This window comes from Caldovatus aquaticus (assembly GCF_019458025.1).
In the GTDB taxonomy this organism is placed as follows: Bacteria; Pseudomonadota; Alphaproteobacteria; order Acetobacterales; family Acetobacteraceae; genus Caldovatus; species Caldovatus aquaticus.
Genome location: NZ_JAHZUY010000001.1, coordinates 24,397 through 42,757 on the forward strand (window position 1 = coordinate 24,397; position 18,361 = coordinate 42,757).

General features: G+C 74.7%; 16 protein-coding genes. 6 read left to right on the forward strand and 10 right to left on the reverse strand.

Annotation, left to right across the window (positions count from 1 at the left end; translation table 11 throughout):
- Positions 1 to 41: 41 nt before the first annotated feature.
- Positions 42 to 1,169, forward strand: coding sequence for an LLM class flavin-dependent oxidoreductase (locus K1J50_RS00100; protein ID WP_220115397.1), 1,128 nt, complete (start codon positions 42 to 44; stop codon positions 1,167 to 1,169).
- Between the two features lie 106 nt (positions 1,170 to 1,275).
- Here the strand turns inward: K1J50_RS00100 and K1J50_RS00105 are convergent, their stop codons facing one another.
- Together K1J50_RS00105 and K1J50_RS00110 are read right to left on the reverse strand one after the other, a co-directional pair.
- Entirely contained in the window at positions 1,276 to 2,208 is a 933-nt protein-coding gene (locus K1J50_RS00105) for a 50S ribosomal protein L11 methyltransferase (RefSeq protein WP_220115398.1), read from the reverse strand.
- Positions 2,208 to 4,466, reverse strand: a complete 2,259-nt coding sequence (locus K1J50_RS00110; RefSeq protein ID WP_408869353.1) for an ATP-dependent helicase — start codon at positions 4,464 to 4,466, stop codon at positions 2,208 to 2,210. The genes K1J50_RS00105 and K1J50_RS00110 overlap by 1 nt, the downstream gene beginning before the upstream one ends.
- 59 nt (positions 4,467 to 4,525) lie before the next feature.
- Here K1J50_RS00110 and K1J50_RS00115 point away from each other — a divergent pair, with 59 nt between their 5' ends.
- Together K1J50_RS00115 and K1J50_RS00120 are read left to right on the forward strand one after the other, a co-directional pair.
- A complete protein-coding gene (locus tag K1J50_RS00115; RefSeq protein ID WP_220115399.1) occupies positions 4,526 to 5,464 on the forward strand; it encodes a hypothetical protein in 939 nt (312 codons plus the stop codon).
- A gap of 37 nt (positions 5,465 to 5,501) precedes the next feature.
- Positions 5,502 to 6,305, forward strand: a complete 804-nt coding sequence (locus tag K1J50_RS00120; RefSeq protein WP_220115400.1) for a phytanoyl-CoA dioxygenase family protein — start codon at positions 5,502 to 5,504, stop codon at positions 6,303 to 6,305.
- A gap of 66 nt (positions 6,306 to 6,371) precedes the next feature.
- Here K1J50_RS00120 and K1J50_RS00125 read toward each other — a convergent pair whose 3' ends face one another.
- Entirely contained in the window at positions 6,372 to 6,920 is a 549-nt protein-coding gene (locus tag K1J50_RS00125) for a thermonuclease family protein (RefSeq protein ID WP_220115401.1), read from the reverse strand.
- A gap of 251 nt (positions 6,921 to 7,171) precedes the next feature.
- Between K1J50_RS00125 and K1J50_RS00130 the strand changes: the two genes are divergently transcribed.
- Complete coding sequence (locus K1J50_RS00130) at positions 7,172 to 8,170, forward strand: Bug family tripartite tricarboxylate transporter substrate binding protein (RefSeq protein ID WP_220115402.1); 999 nt, start codon at positions 7,172 to 7,174, stop codon at positions 8,168 to 8,170.
- 33 nt (positions 8,171 to 8,203) lie between these two features.
- Here K1J50_RS00130 and K1J50_RS00135 read toward each other — a convergent pair whose 3' ends face one another.
- Genes K1J50_RS00135 through K1J50_RS00165 form a run of 7 tightly spaced genes read right to left on the reverse strand, consistent with a single transcriptional unit; the run spans position 8,204 to position 15,598 of the window.
- Positions 8,204 to 9,208, reverse strand: a complete 1,005-nt coding sequence (locus K1J50_RS00135; RefSeq protein WP_369413491.1) for a GNAT family N-acetyltransferase — start codon at positions 9,206 to 9,208, stop codon at positions 8,204 to 8,206.
- Positions 9,205 to 10,407, reverse strand: a complete 1,203-nt coding sequence (locus tag K1J50_RS00140) for a pyridoxal phosphate-dependent aminotransferase (RefSeq protein ID WP_220115403.1) — start codon at positions 10,405 to 10,407, stop codon at positions 9,205 to 9,207. The genes K1J50_RS00135 and K1J50_RS00140 overlap by 4 nt, the downstream gene beginning before the upstream one ends.
- A gap of 30 nt (positions 10,408 to 10,437) precedes the next feature.
- The gene (locus K1J50_RS00145) at positions 10,438 to 11,640 is read right to left on the reverse strand and encodes a pyridoxal phosphate-dependent aminotransferase (protein WP_220115404.1); all 1,203 of its coding nucleotides are present in this window, start codon (positions 11,638 to 11,640) and stop codon (positions 10,438 to 10,440) included.
- 34 nt (positions 11,641 to 11,674) lie between these two features.
- On the reverse strand, positions 11,675 to 12,475 hold the full coding sequence (locus K1J50_RS00150; RefSeq protein ID WP_220115405.1) for an ABC transporter permease subunit: 801 nt from the start codon (positions 12,473 to 12,475) through the stop codon (positions 11,675 to 11,677).
- Entirely contained in the window at positions 12,472 to 13,323 is an 852-nt protein-coding gene (locus tag K1J50_RS00155) for an ABC transporter permease (RefSeq protein WP_220115406.1), read from the reverse strand. Before K1J50_RS00155 ends, K1J50_RS00150 begins: the two co-directional genes overlap by 4 nt.
- On the reverse strand, positions 13,323 to 14,399 hold the full coding sequence (locus K1J50_RS00160; RefSeq protein WP_255574760.1) for an ABC transporter ATP-binding protein: 1,077 nt from the start codon (positions 14,397 to 14,399) through the stop codon (positions 13,323 to 13,325). Before K1J50_RS00160 ends, K1J50_RS00155 begins: the two co-directional genes overlap by 1 nt.
- A gap of 11 nt (positions 14,400 to 14,410) precedes the next feature.
- Positions 14,411 to 15,598, reverse strand: coding sequence for an extracellular solute-binding protein (locus K1J50_RS00165; RefSeq protein WP_220115408.1), 1,188 nt, complete (start codon positions 15,596 to 15,598; stop codon positions 14,411 to 14,413).
- Positions 15,599 to 15,979: 381 nt separating this feature from the next.
- On the opposite strand from K1J50_RS00165, the gene K1J50_RS00170 reads away from it, so the two are divergent.
- A complete protein-coding gene (locus K1J50_RS00170) occupies positions 15,980 to 16,630 on the forward strand; it encodes a hypothetical protein (protein WP_220115409.1) in 651 nt (216 codons plus the stop codon).
- Positions 16,631 to 16,748: 118 nt separating this feature from the next.
- Positions 16,749 to 18,344, forward strand: coding sequence for a glycosyl hydrolase family 28-related protein (locus K1J50_RS00175; RefSeq protein WP_220115410.1), 1,596 nt, complete (start codon positions 16,749 to 16,751; stop codon positions 18,342 to 18,344).
- Positions 18,345 to 18,361: the final 17 nt, after the last annotated feature.

Genomic DNA, 18,361 nt, shown 5'->3' on the forward strand with positions numbered 1-18,361 from the left:
GCGCGACGCCGGATGCCGTCCCGGGAACGCGAGGAGGAACCATGCGCCTCGGCCTGTTCATGATGCCGCTGCACCCGCCGGAGCGGCCGATGCACGAGACGCTGGCGGAGGACACGGAGAAGTCCCTGCTCGCCGACCGGCTCGGCTTCGACGAGCTGTGGGTGGGCGAGCACTTCTCGGCCAGCTCCGAGCCGATCCCCTCGCCCCTGATGTTCATGGCGGCGCTGGCGCCGCGCACCAGCCGCCTCACCTTCGCCACCGGCGTCATCAACCTGCCCAACCACCACCCGGCGATCGTCGCCGCCGAGGCGGCGCAGTTCGACCACATGACGCGCGGCCGCTTCATCATGGGCATCGGCCCGGGCGGCCTCGCCTCCGATTTCGAGCTGTTCGGCAACACCGAGCCGATCGCGCGCGGGAAGCGGATGCTGGAGGCGATGGACATCATCCTCCGCATCTGGGCGCAGGACGGCCCGCCCTACGACATCGCCGGGCGGAACTGGACGGCGCGCATCGTCGATTCGGTCGTGCCCGAGCTCGGCGTCGGCACCATGCCGGTGCCCTTCCAGCGCCCGCACCCGCCGATCGCCATCACCGCGCGCAGCCTCGACAGCTTCGGCGTGAAGGTGGCGGCGCAGCGCGGCTGGGGCGTGGTGTCGGCGAACTTCGTCACCACCCGCGTGGTCGCCGGCCACTGGCGCACGCTGCGCGCCGCGCTGGCCGAGCACGGCAAGGCGGCGAGCGGCGAGAACTGGCGCGTCGCGCGCAACTTCTGCATCGCCGCGACCGAGGCCGAGGCGCGCGCGCGCGTCTTCGACGAGGCGGGGGCGAACCGCTACTACTTCCACTACCTCAGCACCCTGGCGCGGCCCGCGGGCCAGCTCGCCACGCTCAAGCCGGACGCCGAGACGCCGGACGAGGCGGTGACGCTCGAGCAGATCATCGCCGACTGCGTGATCTGGGGCTCGCCGCAGGGCGTGCTCGACCGGCTGGTGGCGTTCCGCGAGCAGGTCGGGCCGTTCGGCCACCTGCTGATGGCGGGCCTCGACTGGTCCGGGCCGAACGCGGCGTGGGAGCAGGAGACGATGCGGCGGCTCGCCGAGGAGGTGATGCCGCGCTTCCGCCAGCACGTCGCGGCGACCGAAGGCGGGCGGCGGGCGGCGGGGTAGAGCCGATCGCGGACGGGCGCAGGCGGCCGGGAGCGCGGAGCGGCGCTCCGGACGACGGGCCGGAGCCGCGGCCGCGAACCGAAGGGCGCGGAAGCGGCCCCGGCGCTCAGCCGCCGTTCCCCTTGCGCAGCACCAGCGTCGTCCAGGGGCCGATGTCGAGCCGCATGGCGAGGCGGAGCCCCTGGCGCCGGTGCGCCGCCAGCACCCAGCGCGCCTGCGCGCCGAGCAGCCCGGCGAGGATCGCCGCGCCGCCGGGCGCGAGATGCCGGGCCAGATCCCTCGCCATGGCGCAGAGCGGGCGGGCCAGGATGTTGGCGAAGACGAGGTCGTAGGGCGCGCCCGCGCGCACGGCGCGGTGCCGCCAGCCGTCGGCGAGCGCGACGCGCACCAGCCCGGCGACGCCGTTGCGGCGCGCGTTGTCGGCGGCGACGCGCACGCTCCAGGGCTCGATGTCGGTGGCGAGCACGGGGCGGCGCAGGCGCTTCGCCGCGGCGATGGCGAGGATGCCGGAGCCGGCGCCGAGGTCGAGCACGCGCCGCGGCCGGCGGCTGTTCGCCAGCCGCTCGAAGGCGATCAGGCAGCCCCGCGTCGAGGCGTGCTCGCCGCTGCCGAAGGCGAGGCCGGCGTCGAGGCGCAGCACGATGCGGCCGGGGGTCCGCCGGTCCGGCAGATGCGTCGGCCGGATCAGGAAGCGCGCGCCGATCGGCTGCTCCGGGAAGCTCTCGGCGCTGCGCTCGAGCCAGCCCTCCGCCGCGATCGGTTCCGCCGAGAGCGGCGGCGGCGCGATGCCCGCGGCGGCGGCGGCCAGCGCCAGCGCCGGCTGGAGCGTCTCCTCGCCGGCCCCCGCCTCGCGCACGCCCTCGACGCGCCAGGTGTCGCTCGCCTCGTCGCGGATGTAGGCGACGGTGGCGCAGACCGTCTGCAGGGCGGCCTCGAAGGCCGGCACCGCGGACTCCGGGAGGCCCTCGATCGAGAGCAGCTCCAGCGGCTCGGCGCGGCGGCGCGAGAGCGGCGTCGGGGACGGCCCGTCGGCGCGCATCACGCCTTCTCCACGAAGCGGTCGAGCACGCGCTTGGTGCCCGCCTTGTCGAAGGCGATGTCGAGCCGATCCTCCTCCACCGCGAGGACGCGGCCGTAGCCGAATTTCTGGTGAAACACGCGCTCGCCCACGGCGATGGGCTCGGCGCGCGGCGGGCGCTCGGCGATCTCCCACGATCCGGTCTCGTAGATGCGCGGCGGCGGGCGGCGGGCGGCGAGGGCAAGCGGCCCGGCGAACATGCTCGCGGCGCCCGCGGCGCGCTGGCGCTCGAGCGCCGCCCCGCCGGCCTTCTCGACATGCTCCTCGGGCAGCTCGTCGAGGAAGCGGCTGGGGATCGCGGCGGTCCAGTTGCCGTAGACGCGCCGGTTCGCCGCGTGGCTCACCACCGCCACCTTGCGCGCGCGGGTGAGCCCCACATAGGCGAGGCGCCGCTCCTCCTCGAGCGCCTTCTCCCCGCCCTCGTCGAGCGCCCGCTGCGAGGGGAACAGCCCTTCCTCCCAGCCGGGCAGGAAGACCATGTCGAACTCCAGCCCTTTCGCCGCATGCAGCGTCATCAGCGCGACCCGCTCGCCCTCCGCCTGCTCGTCGTTCTCCATCACCAGCGCGACGTGGTCGAGGAAGCCGGCGAGCGACTCGAACTCGCCGAGGGCGCGCAGCAGCTCCTTGAGGTTCTCGAGCCGCCCCGGCGCCTCCGGCGAGCGGTCCTGCTTCCACATCTCGGTGTAGCCGCTCTCGTCGAGCATGGCGGCGACGGTCGCGACATGCCCGTCGCGCCGGAGCTGCTCGCGCCAGCGGGCGAAGCCGCGCATCAGCTCGGCGAGCGCCTGGCGCGGCCGCGGGCGCAGCCCCTCGGCCGAGAAGGCGAGGCGCTCGGCGGCGACGGCAAGAGGGCTCCGCTCGAGGCGCGCGCGTTCGTGCAGCGCGCGCAGCGCGGAATCGCCGAGGCCGCGCTTCGGCTTGTTGACGATGCGCTCGAAGGCGAGATCGTCCGCCGGCTGGACGAGGACGCGCATGTAGGCCAGCGCGTCGCGGACCTCCTCGCGCTCGTAGAACCTGGCGCCGCCGACCACGCGGTAGGGGATGCCGAGGGCGATCAGCCGCTCCTCGAAAGCGCGGGTCTGGAAGCCGGCGCGCACCAGGATGGCGATCTCGGACAGCGGATGCCCGGCGCGCTGCGCGGCCTCGATGCGCTCGCCCACCATCCGCGCCTCCTCCTCGGAGTCCCAGAGGGCGACCACCTGCACCTTCTCGCCCTCGGCATCGTCGCGCCCGGGCCGCAGCGTCTTGCCGAGCCGGCTCCGGTTGTGCGCGATCAGGCCCGCGGCGGCGGCGAGGATCGGGCGCGTCGAGCGGTAGTTGCGCTCGAGGCGCACCACCCGCGCGTCCGGGAAGTCCCTCTCGAAGCGGAGGATGTTCTCGATCTCCGCGCCGCGCCAGGAGTAGATGGACTGGTCGTCGTCGCCGACGCAGCAGATGTTGCCGTGCCCCTGGGCGAGCAGGCGCAGCCACAGGTACTGCACCAGGTTGGTGTCCTGGTACTCGTCCACCAGGATGTAGCGGAAGGCGCGGTGGTACTGCGCCAGCACCTCCGGCTCGGTGCGCAGGATCTCCGTCGTGTGCAGCAGCAGGTCGCCGAAGTCGGCCGCGTTCAGGTCGCGCAGGCGCTGCTGGTAGGCGGCGTAGAGGGCGCGGGCGCGGCCGTTGGCGTAGTCCGAGTCCTCGGCGGGCGTCACGCGCTCCGGCGTCAGGCCGCGGTCCTTCCAGCGCTGCAGCAGCGCCATCAGCCCCGGCGCGGGCCAGCGCCTGAGGTCCACGCCCGCGGCCTCCATCACCTGCTTCAGAAGGCGCATCTGGTCGTCGGTGTCGAGGATGGTGAAGTTGCTCTTCAGCCCGACATGTTCCGCGTGCCGGCGCAGCATGCGCGCGCCGAGCGCGTGGAAGGTGCCGAGCCACAGCCCCTCGGCCGGCCGGCCGATGATGGCGGAGACGCGCTCCCGCATCTCGCGCGCCGCCTTGTTGGTGAAGGTGACGGCCAGCACCTGCGAGGGGAAGGCGCGGCGGGTGACCAGCAGGTGCGCGAAGCGCGTGGTCAGCACCCGGGTCTTGCCGGTGCCGGCGCCGGCGAGCACCAGCAGCGGGCCGTCCAGCGCCTCCACCGCCGCGCGCTGCTCGGGGTTGAGGCGCGCGAGGTAGTCGGGCAGCCCCGGCGGGGCGGCCGGGGAGGGCGCGGCGGGGAACGGCGTGGATGGCGCAGGCACGAAGGGCGATATAGAACGGCGCGCGAACTCCTCCAACCGCTGCCGCCGTCCGACCGCGCATGTTCCGTCGCCTCCTGGAATGGGCCGCCTGGCGCGGCAGCGTGCTGCTCGCCCTCAGCGTCGCGCTGGGGCTCGCCCTTCCGCCCCTCGCCGCGGCGGCGCGCGCCCTGGTGACGCCGGTGGTGGTGACGCTGCTCACCCTCGTGCTGTTGCGCGTGGATTTCGGCCGGCTCGGCGCGCTGCTGCGGCGGCCGCTGCTGATCGCGGCGCTGCTCGCCTGGATGATGCTCGCCGCGCCGGTGCTGGCGCACGGCCTGGTGCGGCTCGCCGGGCTCGACGGCCCGCTCGGGGCGGGGGTGGTGGTGGTCGCGGCCGGCTGCGCCATCACCTCGGCGCCGGCCTTCGCCCGCCTCGTGGGGCTGGACGCGGAGATCGCCCTGGTGCTGGTGGTGCTCTCCACCCTGCTCGTGCCCTTCACCGCGCCGCCGCTGGCGCTCGGCCTGCTCGGGCTCGACCTCGCCATCCCGGTCGGGGCGCTGATGCTGCGCCTCGCCCTGGTGGTCGGGCTGCCGCTGCTCGCCTCGCTCGCGCTCCGCCGCCTCGCCGGGCCGGAGCGGCTCGCCCGCTGGGGCGCCGCGGTGGACGGGGCCGCGGTGCTGACGGTGTGCGTGTTCGGCGTCGCGGTGATGGACGGCGTCCAGGCCCGCCTGCTTGCCGATCCGCTCTGGGTCGCGGGCGGACTGGCCCTCGCCTTCGTCGCGAATTTCGGCCTCAACCTGGCGACCGCCCTCGCCTTCGCCCCGGCGGGCCGGCACCTCGCCCTCTCCGCCGGGCTGGTCGCCGGCAACCGCAATTCGGCGCTCTACCTCGCGGTGCTGCCGGCGACGACGGAGCCCGGCATCGCGCTGTTCCTGGCGCTCTTCCAGGTTCCGCTGTTTCTCAACCCCTTCCTGCTGCGGCCGGTCTATGCTCGGCTCCGCCGCTCCGGCCCGGCGTGATCCGCCGGCCCGAGGGCCGATGAGGGAGGCAACGCCCATGCGGCTCACCGACGCCCAGCTGCAGCAATTCCACACCGAGGGCTGGCTGTTCCTGCCGGAGATCTTCTCGCCCGAGGAGATCGCCGTGCTGCGCGAGGAGGCCGAGGCGATCTACCGCGAGAACCGCCCCGAGATCTGGCGCGAGAAGTCCGGCGCCCCGCGCACCGCCTTCGCCGCCCACACCTACAACGAGGCGTTCCGCATCCTCGCCGCCCATCCGCGCATGATCGAGCCGATCGAGCAGGTGTTCGGCGAGAAGCTCTACATGCACCAGTTCAAGATCAACGCGAAGGCCGCCTTCACCGGCGACGTCTGGCAATGGCACCAGGACTACGGCACCTGGGCGCGCGACGACGGCATGCCGGAGCCGCGGGCGATGAACATCTCCGTCTTCCTCGACGAGGTGATGCCGATCAACGGCCCGCTGATGCTGATCCCGCGCAGCCACCGCCACGGCGTGCTGGAGGCCGGGCACGACACCGAGACCACCTCCTACCCGCTCTGGACGCTCGACGAGGCGACGGTGACGCGGCTGGTGGAGGCGGGCGGGATAGTCGCCCCGACCGGCAGGCCGGGCGGGATGCTGATGTTCCACGGCAACCTGGTGCACGGCTCGGCGCCGAACATCACGCCCTATCCGCGCAAGATCGTCTATCTGACGCTGAACGCGGTCTCCAACCACATCCGCAGGCCGACCCGGCCGGAATGGATCGCGCATCGCGACTTCACGCCGATCGAGCCGGTGGCCGACGACGCGCTGCTGCAGTACGCGCGCAGCCGGCGGCGGGCGGCGGCGGAATAGGGCGCCGTCGCGCGGCCGCGACGGGCGGGTGGCGGTGCGCCCTGCGCCGCGCCGCTTCGCCGGCGCTCAGCGGCCGGGCGGGCGCCTCCGCCGCCAGTCCTCCGGCGCCTCGAACCGCCCGGCCCAGAGGCCGCGCCCCTCCCGGCGGGCAGCGGTTTCCGCCGCCGCGTAGTCCTCCGCGTAGCGGCGGAACGCCACCGCCCAGCCGGACCGGACCATCGCCTCGCCGAGATCGGTGCCGTTAGCGCGGCAGACGGCGATGGTCCGCCCGTAGCGGTCCTCCCCGCGGCCGGCGCAGCGCACCTCGCGCCCGGCCACGAGGTCCGCCAGCGCGCGCGCCGCCGCGGCGCCGCAGGCATAAGCGCGCCCGTCGCGCTCGCAGTCCTGGTCGCTCTCCGGCGCGTCGATGCCGTACAGCCGCACGCGCCGGCCCATGACCTCGAGCGTGTCCCCGTCCACCACGCGCGCCGCCCCCTGCAGCGCCGCCACCGGCCCCGGTGCGGGCGAGGACGGCGCCGGTTCGAGCCGGTCGCGATGCAGGCCGAGCCGCAGCAGCACCCCGAGGGCGACGGCAAGCAGCGCGAGGCCGAACAGGAGAGGCGCGCGGCGCGGCATGGCGCCAGCGTAGCCGGAACCGCGGCCGGAGCCGGCACGGAGCGGGGGGGCGGCGCGCGCCGCCGCGCCTCCCGGCGGCCGCGCGTCCCCGCCCCGGCCCGATCCGGACCGGGCCTGTCGCCGCGGGCGGCGCGGCGGCAGGATGCGCGGCGATTGCGCAACAACGCGACGCGGCGCGGGCCGTCCTGGCCCCTTGCCCGGCCGGCGCGCGGGCGATAGGCCCGTTGTCAACCGACAAGAGGAGGAACGCGATGTCCCGACCGACCCGGCGCGGCCTGGCCGCAGGCGCCGCAGGCGCGCTGCTCGGCGCGCGGACGCTCTCCGCCCGCGCCCAGACCGCGCCGGGCGGCGCCTGGCCGAACCGGCCGATCACCATCGTGGTCCCGAACCCGCCCGGCGGCGGCACCGACTTCGCCGCGCGGCTCTACCAGGAGCCGCTCGCGCGCGCGCTCGGCACGACGGTAATCATCGACAACCGCCCCGGCGCGAACGGCAACATCGCCATCCAGCATGTCGTGCGCTCCGCGCCGGACGGGCACACGCTGCTCCTGCAGTACAACGGCTATCACGCCGGCAACCCGGCAATGATGCGGAACCTGCCCTGGGACCCGGTCCGGGACCTCGCGCCGGTCGGCATGGCGACGGTGGCGCCACACGGCATCTTCGCCGCGCCGAACCTGCCGGTGAACACGCTCGCCGAGCTGATCGCCCACGCCCGCGCCAATCCGGGGAAGCTGAACTACGCCTCCTCCGGCAGCGGCTCGATCCAGCACATCGCGGGCGTGCTGCTCGCGCGCGCCATCGGGACCGAGATGGTGCACGTGCCCTATCGCGGCGCGGCGCCGGCGCTGCAGGACGTGGCCGGCGGCCGGGTGGAGCTGTTCATCACCACCCCCTCCTCCGCCATCGCCCTCGCCCAGGCCGGGCGCGTGAAGGCGCTGGCGATCGCGAGCGCCAACCGCATCGCCGCGCTGCCCGACGTGCCGACGACGGCGGAGGCCGGCCTGCCCGGCTTCGTCGTGGACGCCTGGTTCGCCATCTTCGCTCCCGCCGGCACGCCGCGGGAGATCATCGAGCGCATCAACGCCGCCATGCGCTCCGCGACCGGGCTGCCCGAGGTGCGGCGCCGCGCCGAGGAGGGCGGCGTGATCCTGCGCCCGCTCACCGTCGAGCAGATGGACGAGGTGGCGCGGCGCGAGATCGCGACACTCGGGCGCGTCATCCGCGAGGCCGGGATCACGCTGGAGTAGGCGCCGCGCCGGGGACGGCGGGACGCGCCGCGATCACGCGAGCCGCCGCCAGAAGATCGCCGCGTCGCGGAGCGTGATCCGGTCGGCGTCCAGCACGCAGCCGGGGATGCGGCCCGCCTCCTGCCAGCCGAGCGCCCGGCAGAGCGCCTCCGCCGCGCCGTCCGCCGGGGCGGGCAGGGTGAGCAGGCGCCGGCCGCGCTCGGCCGCCGCCTGTTCCGCCCGCCGCAGCAGCATGCGCGCCACGCCGCGGCGGCGCGCGGCGGGATGCACCAGGAGCCCGGCGATCTCCGCCCGGTGCGGCTGGCTCTCCGGCGCGCCGAGGTCAAGCTGCACCGTGCCCGCCATCGCGCCGTCGCGCCACGCCGCCAGCAGCACGCGCTTCCCGGCCGCCACCTCGGCCGCGACCTGGCGCCAGTGGGCGCGCGCCCGCTCCGGCGCGAGCGGCGGAAGGAAGGACAGCGGGGCGCCGGCCGCGACGCAGGCGGTCAGGATCCCGCCGAGGCACCGCCCGGCCGAGGCGGCGGCGGCGGCGTCCAGCACCTCCACCGCCAGGCCGTGCGCGGGCTTGGCGTAGCGGAACTCGAGCGAGTTCGAGAGGTCGCCGAGCACGCGGATCGGGCCCGCGCGCACATAGCCGTGCTTCTCGTAGAAGCGGTGCGCGCGCTCGAAGCGCGTGTCCGACCAGAGCACGAGGCGCCGCGCGCCGGCGGCCCGGGCATGCGCCTCCGCGGCGCCGAGCAGGCGGTCGGCGAGGCCGGTGCCGCGCTCCTCCGCCGCGACGTACATGCGGCAGATCTCCCAGGCGTCGTCCCCGGGCAGCGGCTGCGCGCCCACCATCCCGACGATGCGCCCCGCGCGCTCCGCGGCCCAGAGGGCGCCGCCCCGGCCGGCGAAATGGGTGGCGAGCGCGCGCAGCTCCGGCAGCTCGCCGTCCACGTCGAGCACGCAGCCCGGATACTCGGCCCAGCAGGCGCCGATCAGCGCGATGAAGCCCGGGGCGTCGTCGTCCCGCCCGGGGCGCAGAACGGGGGCGCTCACCGCAGCTCGCGGCAGAACTCCTGGATGCGGGCGCAGGCCTCGCGCAGGCTTTCGGTGTCGGTGGCGTAGGAGATGCGGAGATAGGGGCTCATGCCGTAGGCGGCGCCCTGCACCGTCGCGACGTGCTTCTCCTCGAGCAGCGCGAGGGCGAAGTCGGTGTCGGTCTCGATCCGCCGCCCGCCGCGGCTGGTCTTGCCGAGGCAGCCGGCGATGTTGGGGAAGACGTAGAACGCGCCCTCCGGCTTGTGGCAGGCGATGCCCTCGGCCTGGTTCAGCAGCTCCACCACCAGGTCGCGGCGCGCCTGGTAGATCGCCTGGCGCTCGCGGATCAGGTCCTGCGGGCCGTCGAGCGCCGCCGCCGCCGCCGCCTGGGCGACGGTGCAGACCCCGGCGGTCGCCTGGCCCTGCAGGGTGAGCATGGCCTTGATCAGCGGCCGCGGCCCGGCGCCGAAGCCGATGCGCCAGCCGGTCATGGCGTAGGTCTTGGAGACGCCGTTGACGGTCAGCGTGCGCTCCCTGAGGCGCGGCTCGACCTCGGCAATGGTGCAGAACCCGAAGCCGTCGTAGATCAGGTGCTCGTACATGTCGTCGCTCAGCACCCAGACATGCGGGTGCCGCAGCAGCACCTCGGCGATCGCCCGCATCTCCTGCCGGGTGCAGGCGGCGCCGGTCGGGTTGTTGGGGAAGTTCAGCAGCACCCACTTGGTGCGCGGGGTGATGGCGGCCTCCAGATCCTCGGGGCGCAGGCGGAAGCCGTTGTTCTGCGGGCAGGGGACGAGCACCGGGACGCCGCCCGGGATCTTCGCGATCTCGGCGTAGCTGATCCAGAAGGGGGCGGGGATCACCACCTCGTCGCCGGGATCGCAGGTGGCCATCATCGCGCTGTGGATGATCTGCTTGCCGCCGTTGCCGATCAGGATCTCGTCGAGCGCGTAGTCGAGGTTGTTGTCGCGCCGGAACTTGCGCTGCACCGCGGCCTTGAGGGCGGGGGTGCCGTCCTGCGGCGGATACTTGGTGTCGCCGCGGAGCGCCGCCTGGTGCGCCGCCTCGACCGCATGGGCCGGCGTCGGGAAGTCGGGCTCGCCGGCGGTGAGGCTGATCACCTTGACGCCCTTCGCCGCCAGCTCGCGCCCCTTCACCGTCATCACGACCGAGGCGGAGATCGAGACCTTCTTCAGGCGTTCGGCGAGGGCGGGCATGCCGGCGTCTCTCCCCAGGCGGCCGGAGGCTCAGCGCATCCCGCGGCAGAAGCGCTGGATGCGCGTGCAGGCCTCCTTCAGCGAGGCGTCGTCGGTGGCGTAGCTGATGCGGAAGTGGCCGGGGAACATGAAGGCGGCGCCGTGCACGCAGGCCACCCCCTCCTCCTCGAGCAGCGCCAGCACGAAGTCCTCGTCGCTGCCGATCCTCCGCCCGCCCGCCGTCGTCCTACCGATGCAGCCCTGCATCGAGGGGAAGACGTAGAACGCGCCCTCCGGCTTGTGGCAGTAGAGGCCCGGCGCCTCGTTCAGCATCGCCACCACCAGGTCGCGGCGGCGCTGGTAGACCTTGCGCATCTCCTCGATCGAGTCCTGCGGGCCGGTCAGCGCCTCGACCGCCGCCGCCTGCGATATCGAGGAGGGATTGGAGGTGCTCTGGCTCTGGAGCTTGTCCATCGCCTTGATCAGCTCGACCGGCGCGCCGGCGAAGCCGATGCGCCAGCCGGTCATGGCGTAGGCCTTGGAGCAGCCGTTCATGGTGACGGTGCGGGCCTTGAGCCGCGGCTCGACCTCGACCACGGTCGCCGGGCGGAAGCCGTCATAGGCGAGCTTCTCGTAGATGTCGTCGGAGAAGATCCAGACGTCCGGATGGCGCAGCAGCACGTCGCAGAGCGGGCGCAGCTCCTCGGCGCTGTAGGCGGCGCCGGTCGGATTGCAGGGGTTGTTGAGGATCAGCCACTTGGTGCGCGGGGTGATCGCCGCCTCGAGCTGCTCGGCGCCGAGCTTGAAGCCCCGGTTCTGGCCGCAGGGGACGATCACCGGCCTGCCCTCGGCGAGGCTCACGATGTCCGGGTAGCTCACCCAGCAGGGTGCGGGGATGATCGCCTCGTCGCCCGGGTTGATGGTGGCGAGCAGCGCGTTGAAGATCACCTGCTTGCCGCCGGTGGAGACGATCACCTCCTCGGGGCGGTATTCGATGCCGTGGTCGCGGCGGAACTTCTCGCAGACGGCGCGGCGCAGCTCCGGCGTGCCGGCGGTGTCGGTGTACTTGGTCTCGCCGCGATCGATCGCGGCGATCGCCGCGTCCTTGACGTTGCGCGGGGTGTCGAAATCGGGCTCGCCGGCGGCCAGCCCGATCACGTCCTTCCCTGCCGCCTTCAGCGCCCGCGCCTTGGTCGTCATGGCGATGGTGAGCGAGGGGGATATGCGGTTGAGGCGGTCGGCGATCAGGCTCATGGCGGGTCCGGGCGCTGGCGGAGAGGCCGCGAACCTAGCCGCCGCCCCGCCGCGCATCAACCCGCGCGAGCACCAGGGCGGCGAGCCCCAGCGCCGCCGCCGCCACCGCCACGATCACCGCCCCCAGCGCGTTCACCTCCGGCGTCAGGCCGAGCTTGAGCCTGGAGAACAGCACCATCGGCAGGGTCGTCCCCGCCGGGCCGGAGACGAAGCTCGCCAGCACCACGTCGTCGAGCGAGAGGGTGAAGGCGAGCAGCCAGCCGGCGAACAGCGAGGGCGCCATCAGCGGCAGCGTCACGGTGCGGAAGGCGACGAAGGGCGTGGCGCCGAGATTGAGCGCCGCCTCCTCCAGGCTGCGGTCGGCCTCGGCGAGCCGCGCCTGCACCACCACCGCGACATAGGCCGCGCCGAGCGTGGCGTGGGCGAGCAGCACGGTCAACGCGCCGCGGCCGGCGGGCCAGCCGATCGCGCCCTCGAGCGCGACGAACAGCAGCAGGAGCGAGAGGCCAGTCACCACCTCCGGCAGCACCAGCGGCGCGCCGATCAGCGCGCCGAACAGGGCGCGGCCGCGGAACGGACCGAAGCGCGCCAGCGCGAAGCCGGCGAGGCCGCCCACCAGCACGGCGAGCGTCGCCGCCCCGGCGGCGACGCGAAGCGAGAGCAGCGCCGCCTCGACCAGCCGCTCGTCCTCGGCGAGGGCGCGGAACCAGCGCAGCGAGAAGCCGCCCCACTGGAACGGGATGCGGTCGGCGCTGAAGGCGTAGGCGACCAGCAGCACGATCGGCAGGTAGAGGAAGCCGAGGCCGAGCCGGAGGCCGAGGCGCGCGACGCTCACGGCCGCGCCTCCAGCCGCTGGAACAGCCGCAGCGGCAGGATCAGGAGGGCGAGCAGCACGACGGCGAGCGCCGCGGCGAGCGGCCAGTCGCGGTTCTGGAAGAACTCCCCCCACAGCACGCGGCCGACGAGCTGCGCCTCCGGAGGACCCAGCAGGTCGGGGATCACGAACTCCCCCGCCGCCGGGATGAAGACGAGCAGGAAGGCCGCCGCCGCCCCGGGCGCGGAGAGCGGCAGCGTCACGGTGAGGAACACCGTCGCCGGCCGCGCGCCGAGGCCGGCCGCCGCCTCCTCGAGCGCCGGATCGCGCCGCGCCAGGACGGCGTGGAGCGGGAGCACGGCGAAGGGCAGATAGGCGTGGACCATGCCGAGATACATGGCGAGATCCGAGTAGAGCAGCGGCAGCGGCGCCTCGATCAGGCCGAGCGCGCGCAGCACGCCGTTGAGCCAGCCCGCGTCGCGCAGGAGCCCGATCCAGGCGCCGACCCGGATCAGGAAGCCGGTCCAGAAGGGCAGCAGTACGGCGAGCAGGAGCGGCGTCCGCCGCGCCTCCGGCACGCGCGCGATGGCGAGCGCCATCGGATAGGCGATCAGCAGGCAGAGCGAGGCGGTGGCGAAGGCGACGACCAGCGAGCGCAGGAAGGCGTCGCGGTAGAACGGATCGGTGAGGACGGTGGCGAAGTTGGCGAAGCTCCCCTGCCACGTGCCGTCCGCGGCGAACGGCGGGCGGAAGGGCGGCACGCCCGCATCCGCCTCGCCGAGCGCGATCCCGAGCAGCACCACGGCCGGGGCGGCGACGAACAGCGCGAGCCAGGCCGAGGCCGGCGCGAGGACGGCGAGGCGGCGCATCAGTCGGCCAGCACCGTCAGCGCCTCGCCGGGCCAGGCGAGCGCGACGCGCGTCCCGCGCGCCGGCACGCCCTCGGCACTCGGGCGCGAGACGCGCAGCGCCGTCCCGCCGTCGAGCCGCACGAGGCAGGTGGAAAGCTCGCCGCGATAGGCGATCTCGACGACCGTGCCGCGCGTCGCGTTCGGCCCCTCCCCCTCCGCGGCCGCCGCCCGGTCCGCCGCCTCGGGCCGCATCCGCACCCGTTCCGGTCGCAGCGCCAGCGTGACGGCACTGCCGGCGGGCCGCGCGAGCGGCGCGGCGGGGCGTAGCACGCAGCCGGCCTCGGCGCAGTCCACGCCGCCGTCCGCCCGCACCGTCCCCGCGAGCAGGTTCGCCCCGCCGAGGAAGGTCGCGACGAAGCGCGTCGCCGGCCGCTCGTACACCTCCCGCGGCGGGCCGACCTGCACCAGCCGCCCGCGCTCGAGCACGCCGATGCGGTCGGCGAGTGCCATCGCCTCCGCCTGGTCGTGCGTCACCATCACGAAGGCCGCGCCGGTCGCCCGCTGCAGGGCGCGCAGCTCGAACCCGGTCGCTTCGCGCAGGCCGGCGTCGAGCGCGGCGAGCGGCTCGTCGAGCAGCAGCAGGCGCGGACGCACCACCAGGCTGCGCGCGAGCGCCACGCGCTGCCTCTGGCCGCCGGAGAGCCGGTGCGGCCGGCGGCGCTCCAGCCCCGCGAGCCGCACCAGGGCCAGCGCCTCGGCCACCCGCCGCCGGAGCTCCGCGGAGGGGACGCCGGCGCGGCGCAAGCCGTAGGCGACGTTGTCGAACACATCGAGATGCGGGAACAGCGCGTAGTTCTGGAACATCATCGCCACCGGCCGCCGATAAGGCGGCAGCGGGACGAGATCCCGCCCCTCCAGCAGCAGCCGGCCCGCGTCCGGCGTCTCGAACCCGGCGACCAGGCGCAGCAGGGTCGTCTTCCCCGAGCCCGAGCCGCCGAGCAGGGCGAAGAACTCGCCCGGTGCGATGGCGAGGTCGAGCCCCTCGAGCGCGACCGTCGCGCCGTAGCGCTTCGCCACCCCTTCGGCGCGCAGCAAGGACAACGGTCCTAGCGCCCCGCCTTGAAGCGGCTCCACAGCCGCGCGCGCAACCGCTCCGCCGCCGGCGACGGCGTGCCGGCGACGAAGCTGTTGGCGAGCACCGATTCCGGCGGATAGACGTTCGGGTCGTCGCGCACCTCGGGCGCGAGCAGCGGGCGCGAGGCCGGCACCGCGTTCGGATAGCGCGTGTGGTTGGTGATGGCGGCGATGATCTCCGGCCGCAGCACGAAATCGATGAACGCCATCGCCGCCTCGGGGTTGGGCGCGTCGGCCGGGATCGCCAGCATGTCGAAGGCGAGCTGCGCTCCTTCGCGCGGGGCGGCATAGGCGATCTCGATGCCGCGCCCGGCCGCGCGCGCCCGCACCGCGGCCTGGATCGCGTCGCCGGAGTAGGTGAGCGCGAGGCACACCTCCCCGGTCGCCAGCGCGTCCACGATCGCGCCCGAGCCCGGGATCGCGCGCAGATAGGGGCGGATCGCCATCAGCGCCTGCTCCGCCGCGCGCAGGTCGGCGGGGTCGGCGCTGTCCGGGTCGCGGCCGAGCCAGTGCAGCACGCTGGGCAGCACGTCGGTCGCGCTGTCCATCACCATGATGCCGCAGCGCGCGAGCCGCCGCGCGTTCTCTGGCTGCAGCAGCAGGCCGAGGCTGTCGCGCGGCGCATCCGGCGCCAGCGCGCGCACCTGGTCCACGCGCATGCCGAGCCCGGTCGTGCCCCACAGGTAGATCGCGCCGTGCCGGTTCCCCGGATCGGTCCGCGCCACCTTGCTCATCAGCCCCGGGTCGAGGTTGGCGAGATTCGGGATCCGCGCCGGGTCGAGCGGCCGCAGCGCGCCGGCGCGGACCAGGCGCGCGAAGGTCGGCTCGCTCGTCGGCACGATGATGTCGTAGCCGGAGCGGCCGGCGGAGAGCTTCGCCTCCAGCGTCTCCAGGCTGTCGTAGACGTCGTAGCGCACGCGGATGCCGGTCTCGCGCGTGAAGCGCCGCAGCACCTCCGGGTCTATGTAGTCGCTCCAGTTGTACACGTTGAGCACCGGCGCGGGCTGCGCCGGGGCGCGCCGGGCGGCAGGCGGCGAGGCGAGCGCCGCGGCGCAGACGCACAGCGCGAGCAGCACCGCCAGCGCGGCGCGGCGCCGCCCCGGCAGTCCCGCCTCCCGCAGGGGCGGCGATGGCGGCGGCGCGGCGGGGTGGCGGGGCATCGGCGGGCTTCCTGGCGCAGGCGGCGGTCGATTCGCGGTCTCTCGCGGGCGCGAGGCTTGTAACACGCGGCGCCGCGGCGGGCTGAGCCCCAGGAATAATTTCCTTGACTGCGCCCCCCGCCCCGGCGTATCGAGGGCGGGCCAAGGGGCGTATCGCGCCCGCTTCGGCCCCTCCCCTCACCCGACAATCCGTCCGTCCGGCCGGGCGCACGCCTGCCCGTCCGCGCCCGCGCGCGGCGGGCGATCCCGCGCCCGGCCGGCGGCGATGCCCGAGGAGATGATCCCCGCGTGACCCACCCTGCCCCCAGCGCCGCCCCCGCCGCGCGGCCGGCCCCGCGCCGCGCCGCCGCGCCGGCCGGCGGCTGAACCCGGGAGGCTCCCATGCCCTTCGACGCGCTGGGCCTGACCGTGCTCACCCAGGCCAACGGCTTCTCGCTCTGGCACTACCGCACCGCCGACTCCCGGGCCGCGGTGCTCGCCCCCGGGTACTTCGCCCCGGTGGCCGATCGCCTGCACGCGGGCGACGTGCTGATCGTGCAGGCGGCGGACGCGACCGCCCTGGTGCCCATCCGCGCCGACGGCACCGCCGCGGCCGGCCTCACCCTCGACAGCGCGGCCGCCGGGCTCGCGCTCATCCGCTCGGCGACGCAGGTGATCGACCTGAGCCAGGCCGCGGACGCGGTCGTGCGCGCGATCGTACTCGCACCGCTGCCCGGCATCGTCGTCGCCGGCCAGGAGGTCGTCGCCACCGCGACCGTGGCCGGCCCGATCGCCGCCGTCGTCTTCGGCCTGCTCGATCAGACCGGCGCGGCGGCCGCCCCCGCCCAGACCGTGCCGGTCGCCGGCGGCATCGCCGCGGCGAGCTTCCCGGCCCCCGCCCCCGGCGACGGCTACCGCGTCCGCGCCGCGGATGCCGCCGACCCGACGATGGTCGCGCTCTCGCCGCCCTTCTCGGCCGTCCTTCCCGGTCGCCTGCTGCTCGAGCAGGGCGGTCTGCTGCTGACCGAACAGGGCGTGGCGCTTCTGCTCTAGGACCGTCGCCGTCGGCGAGCGGATGCGCCCTCCCGGCCGCCCCGGGCCGCGCGCGATCCGCCCAGGCGCGCCGGCCGCCCGTCGCATCCCCGTTTCCCTGCAACAGGACCCCCACGCGATGTCGGACACCAAGATCACCGCGCTTCCCGCCGCCACCACCCCGACCGAGGCCGACCTCCTGCCGATCGTGCAGGGGATCGGGAACGTCCCGGTGACCCGCCGCACCAGCCTCGCCGGCCTGCGCGCAGGCCTCCTCGCCGACCGGCCCGTGCATGTGCGCGACTTCGGCGCCGCCGGCAACGGCGTGGCCGACGACGGCCCGGCGATCCAGGCCGCGATCGACGCGCTCGCCGCCGCCGGCGGCGGCACGCTGCTGTTCGGCCCGCGGCACTACCGGATCGCCTCGCCGGTCGTCATCAACGACGTCTCGGTCGTGCTTCAGGGCGCGGGCTACACCGAAGGCCCGGACGCCGCGGACGGCACCTGGATCCTCCTCGACACCACAGGCTTCACGCCCTTCACCTTCACCGGCCTCGGGGCGCGCGGCTCGGCGGTGCGCGATCTCGCGGTGCGCCAGACCCACACCGCGGCGCAGGACCCGTCCTGGGCGCCGACCGACTATCCCTTCGTGTTCCGGGTGGTGGACTGCTACGGCGCGGTGGACTTCGAGAACGTCTTCCTGTGCGCCGTCAACCGCGGGATCTTCTGCGACAACTCGGGGCGCCTGAACATCCAGCGCCTGCGCGGCCAGGTGTTCACGGTCGGCGTCGAGGTCGACCGCTGCTACGACGTCGCGCGCCTGCAGCACGTCCACTTCTGGCCCTTCTGGACGGGAGACACGGATGTGCTGCGCTGGCAGCAGGCGAACACCGATTGCCTGGTGCTGCGCCGCTGCGATGGCGTCTTCCTCGACGACATCTTCGGCCTCGCCTGCCGCAGCGTGGTCCGCCTCGCCTCCTCGGCCGCGGGGGTGACGACCAAGTTCTACCTCGGCAAGGGCTATGCCGACTTCGCCAAATACGGCGTCTGGGTCGAGGGCGACGGCGTCACCGGGCAGATCGCCTGCCTGACCACGCAGGGCGAGCTGATCAACGGGGCCGGCGCGCCGCTCGCCGGCTCCTCCGGCCTGCGCCTCGACGGCAGCAACGCCCAGATCCAGGTCGGCAATCTTCGGGTCGAGGCCTGCGAGTCGCACGCCATCCGCATCGGAGGCCAGGGCAACCGGCTGGACGTGTTCGCGCTGCGCTGCGAACGGTTCAACACGCTCAACGACGGCTCGGCGGCGCTGCACATCGCGGACTCCGGCGCCGGGACGGCGAACCAGGTGTTCCTCGGTACCCCCCCGGTCGTCGCCAACGGCAACGGCGGGCCGCTGGTCAATACCGGGACCAACGGCAAGGCGAGCCAGGCCGCCGTCGCGCCCGCTGGCACCGCGAACGCGGTGCAGATCAACGGTGCCGCAGCGGGGTCGGCGCCGGGCATCGCAGCGACCGGGACGGACGCGAATGTGAGCCTCTCTCTCGCGGCTAAGGGCGGGGGCGCGATCCTCGCCGGCGCGCCGATCCAGATCCCCTCCTACGCCGTCGGCGCCTTGCCAACCGCCGCCGGGTTCCCGCGCTGCCTGATCTATGTCGCGAACGGTGCCGGCAATCGCCGCCTCGCCGTCAGCGACGGCACGACCTGGCGCTGGCCGGACGGCACGGTGGTGTCCTGACCGGCCGGCGCGAGGAG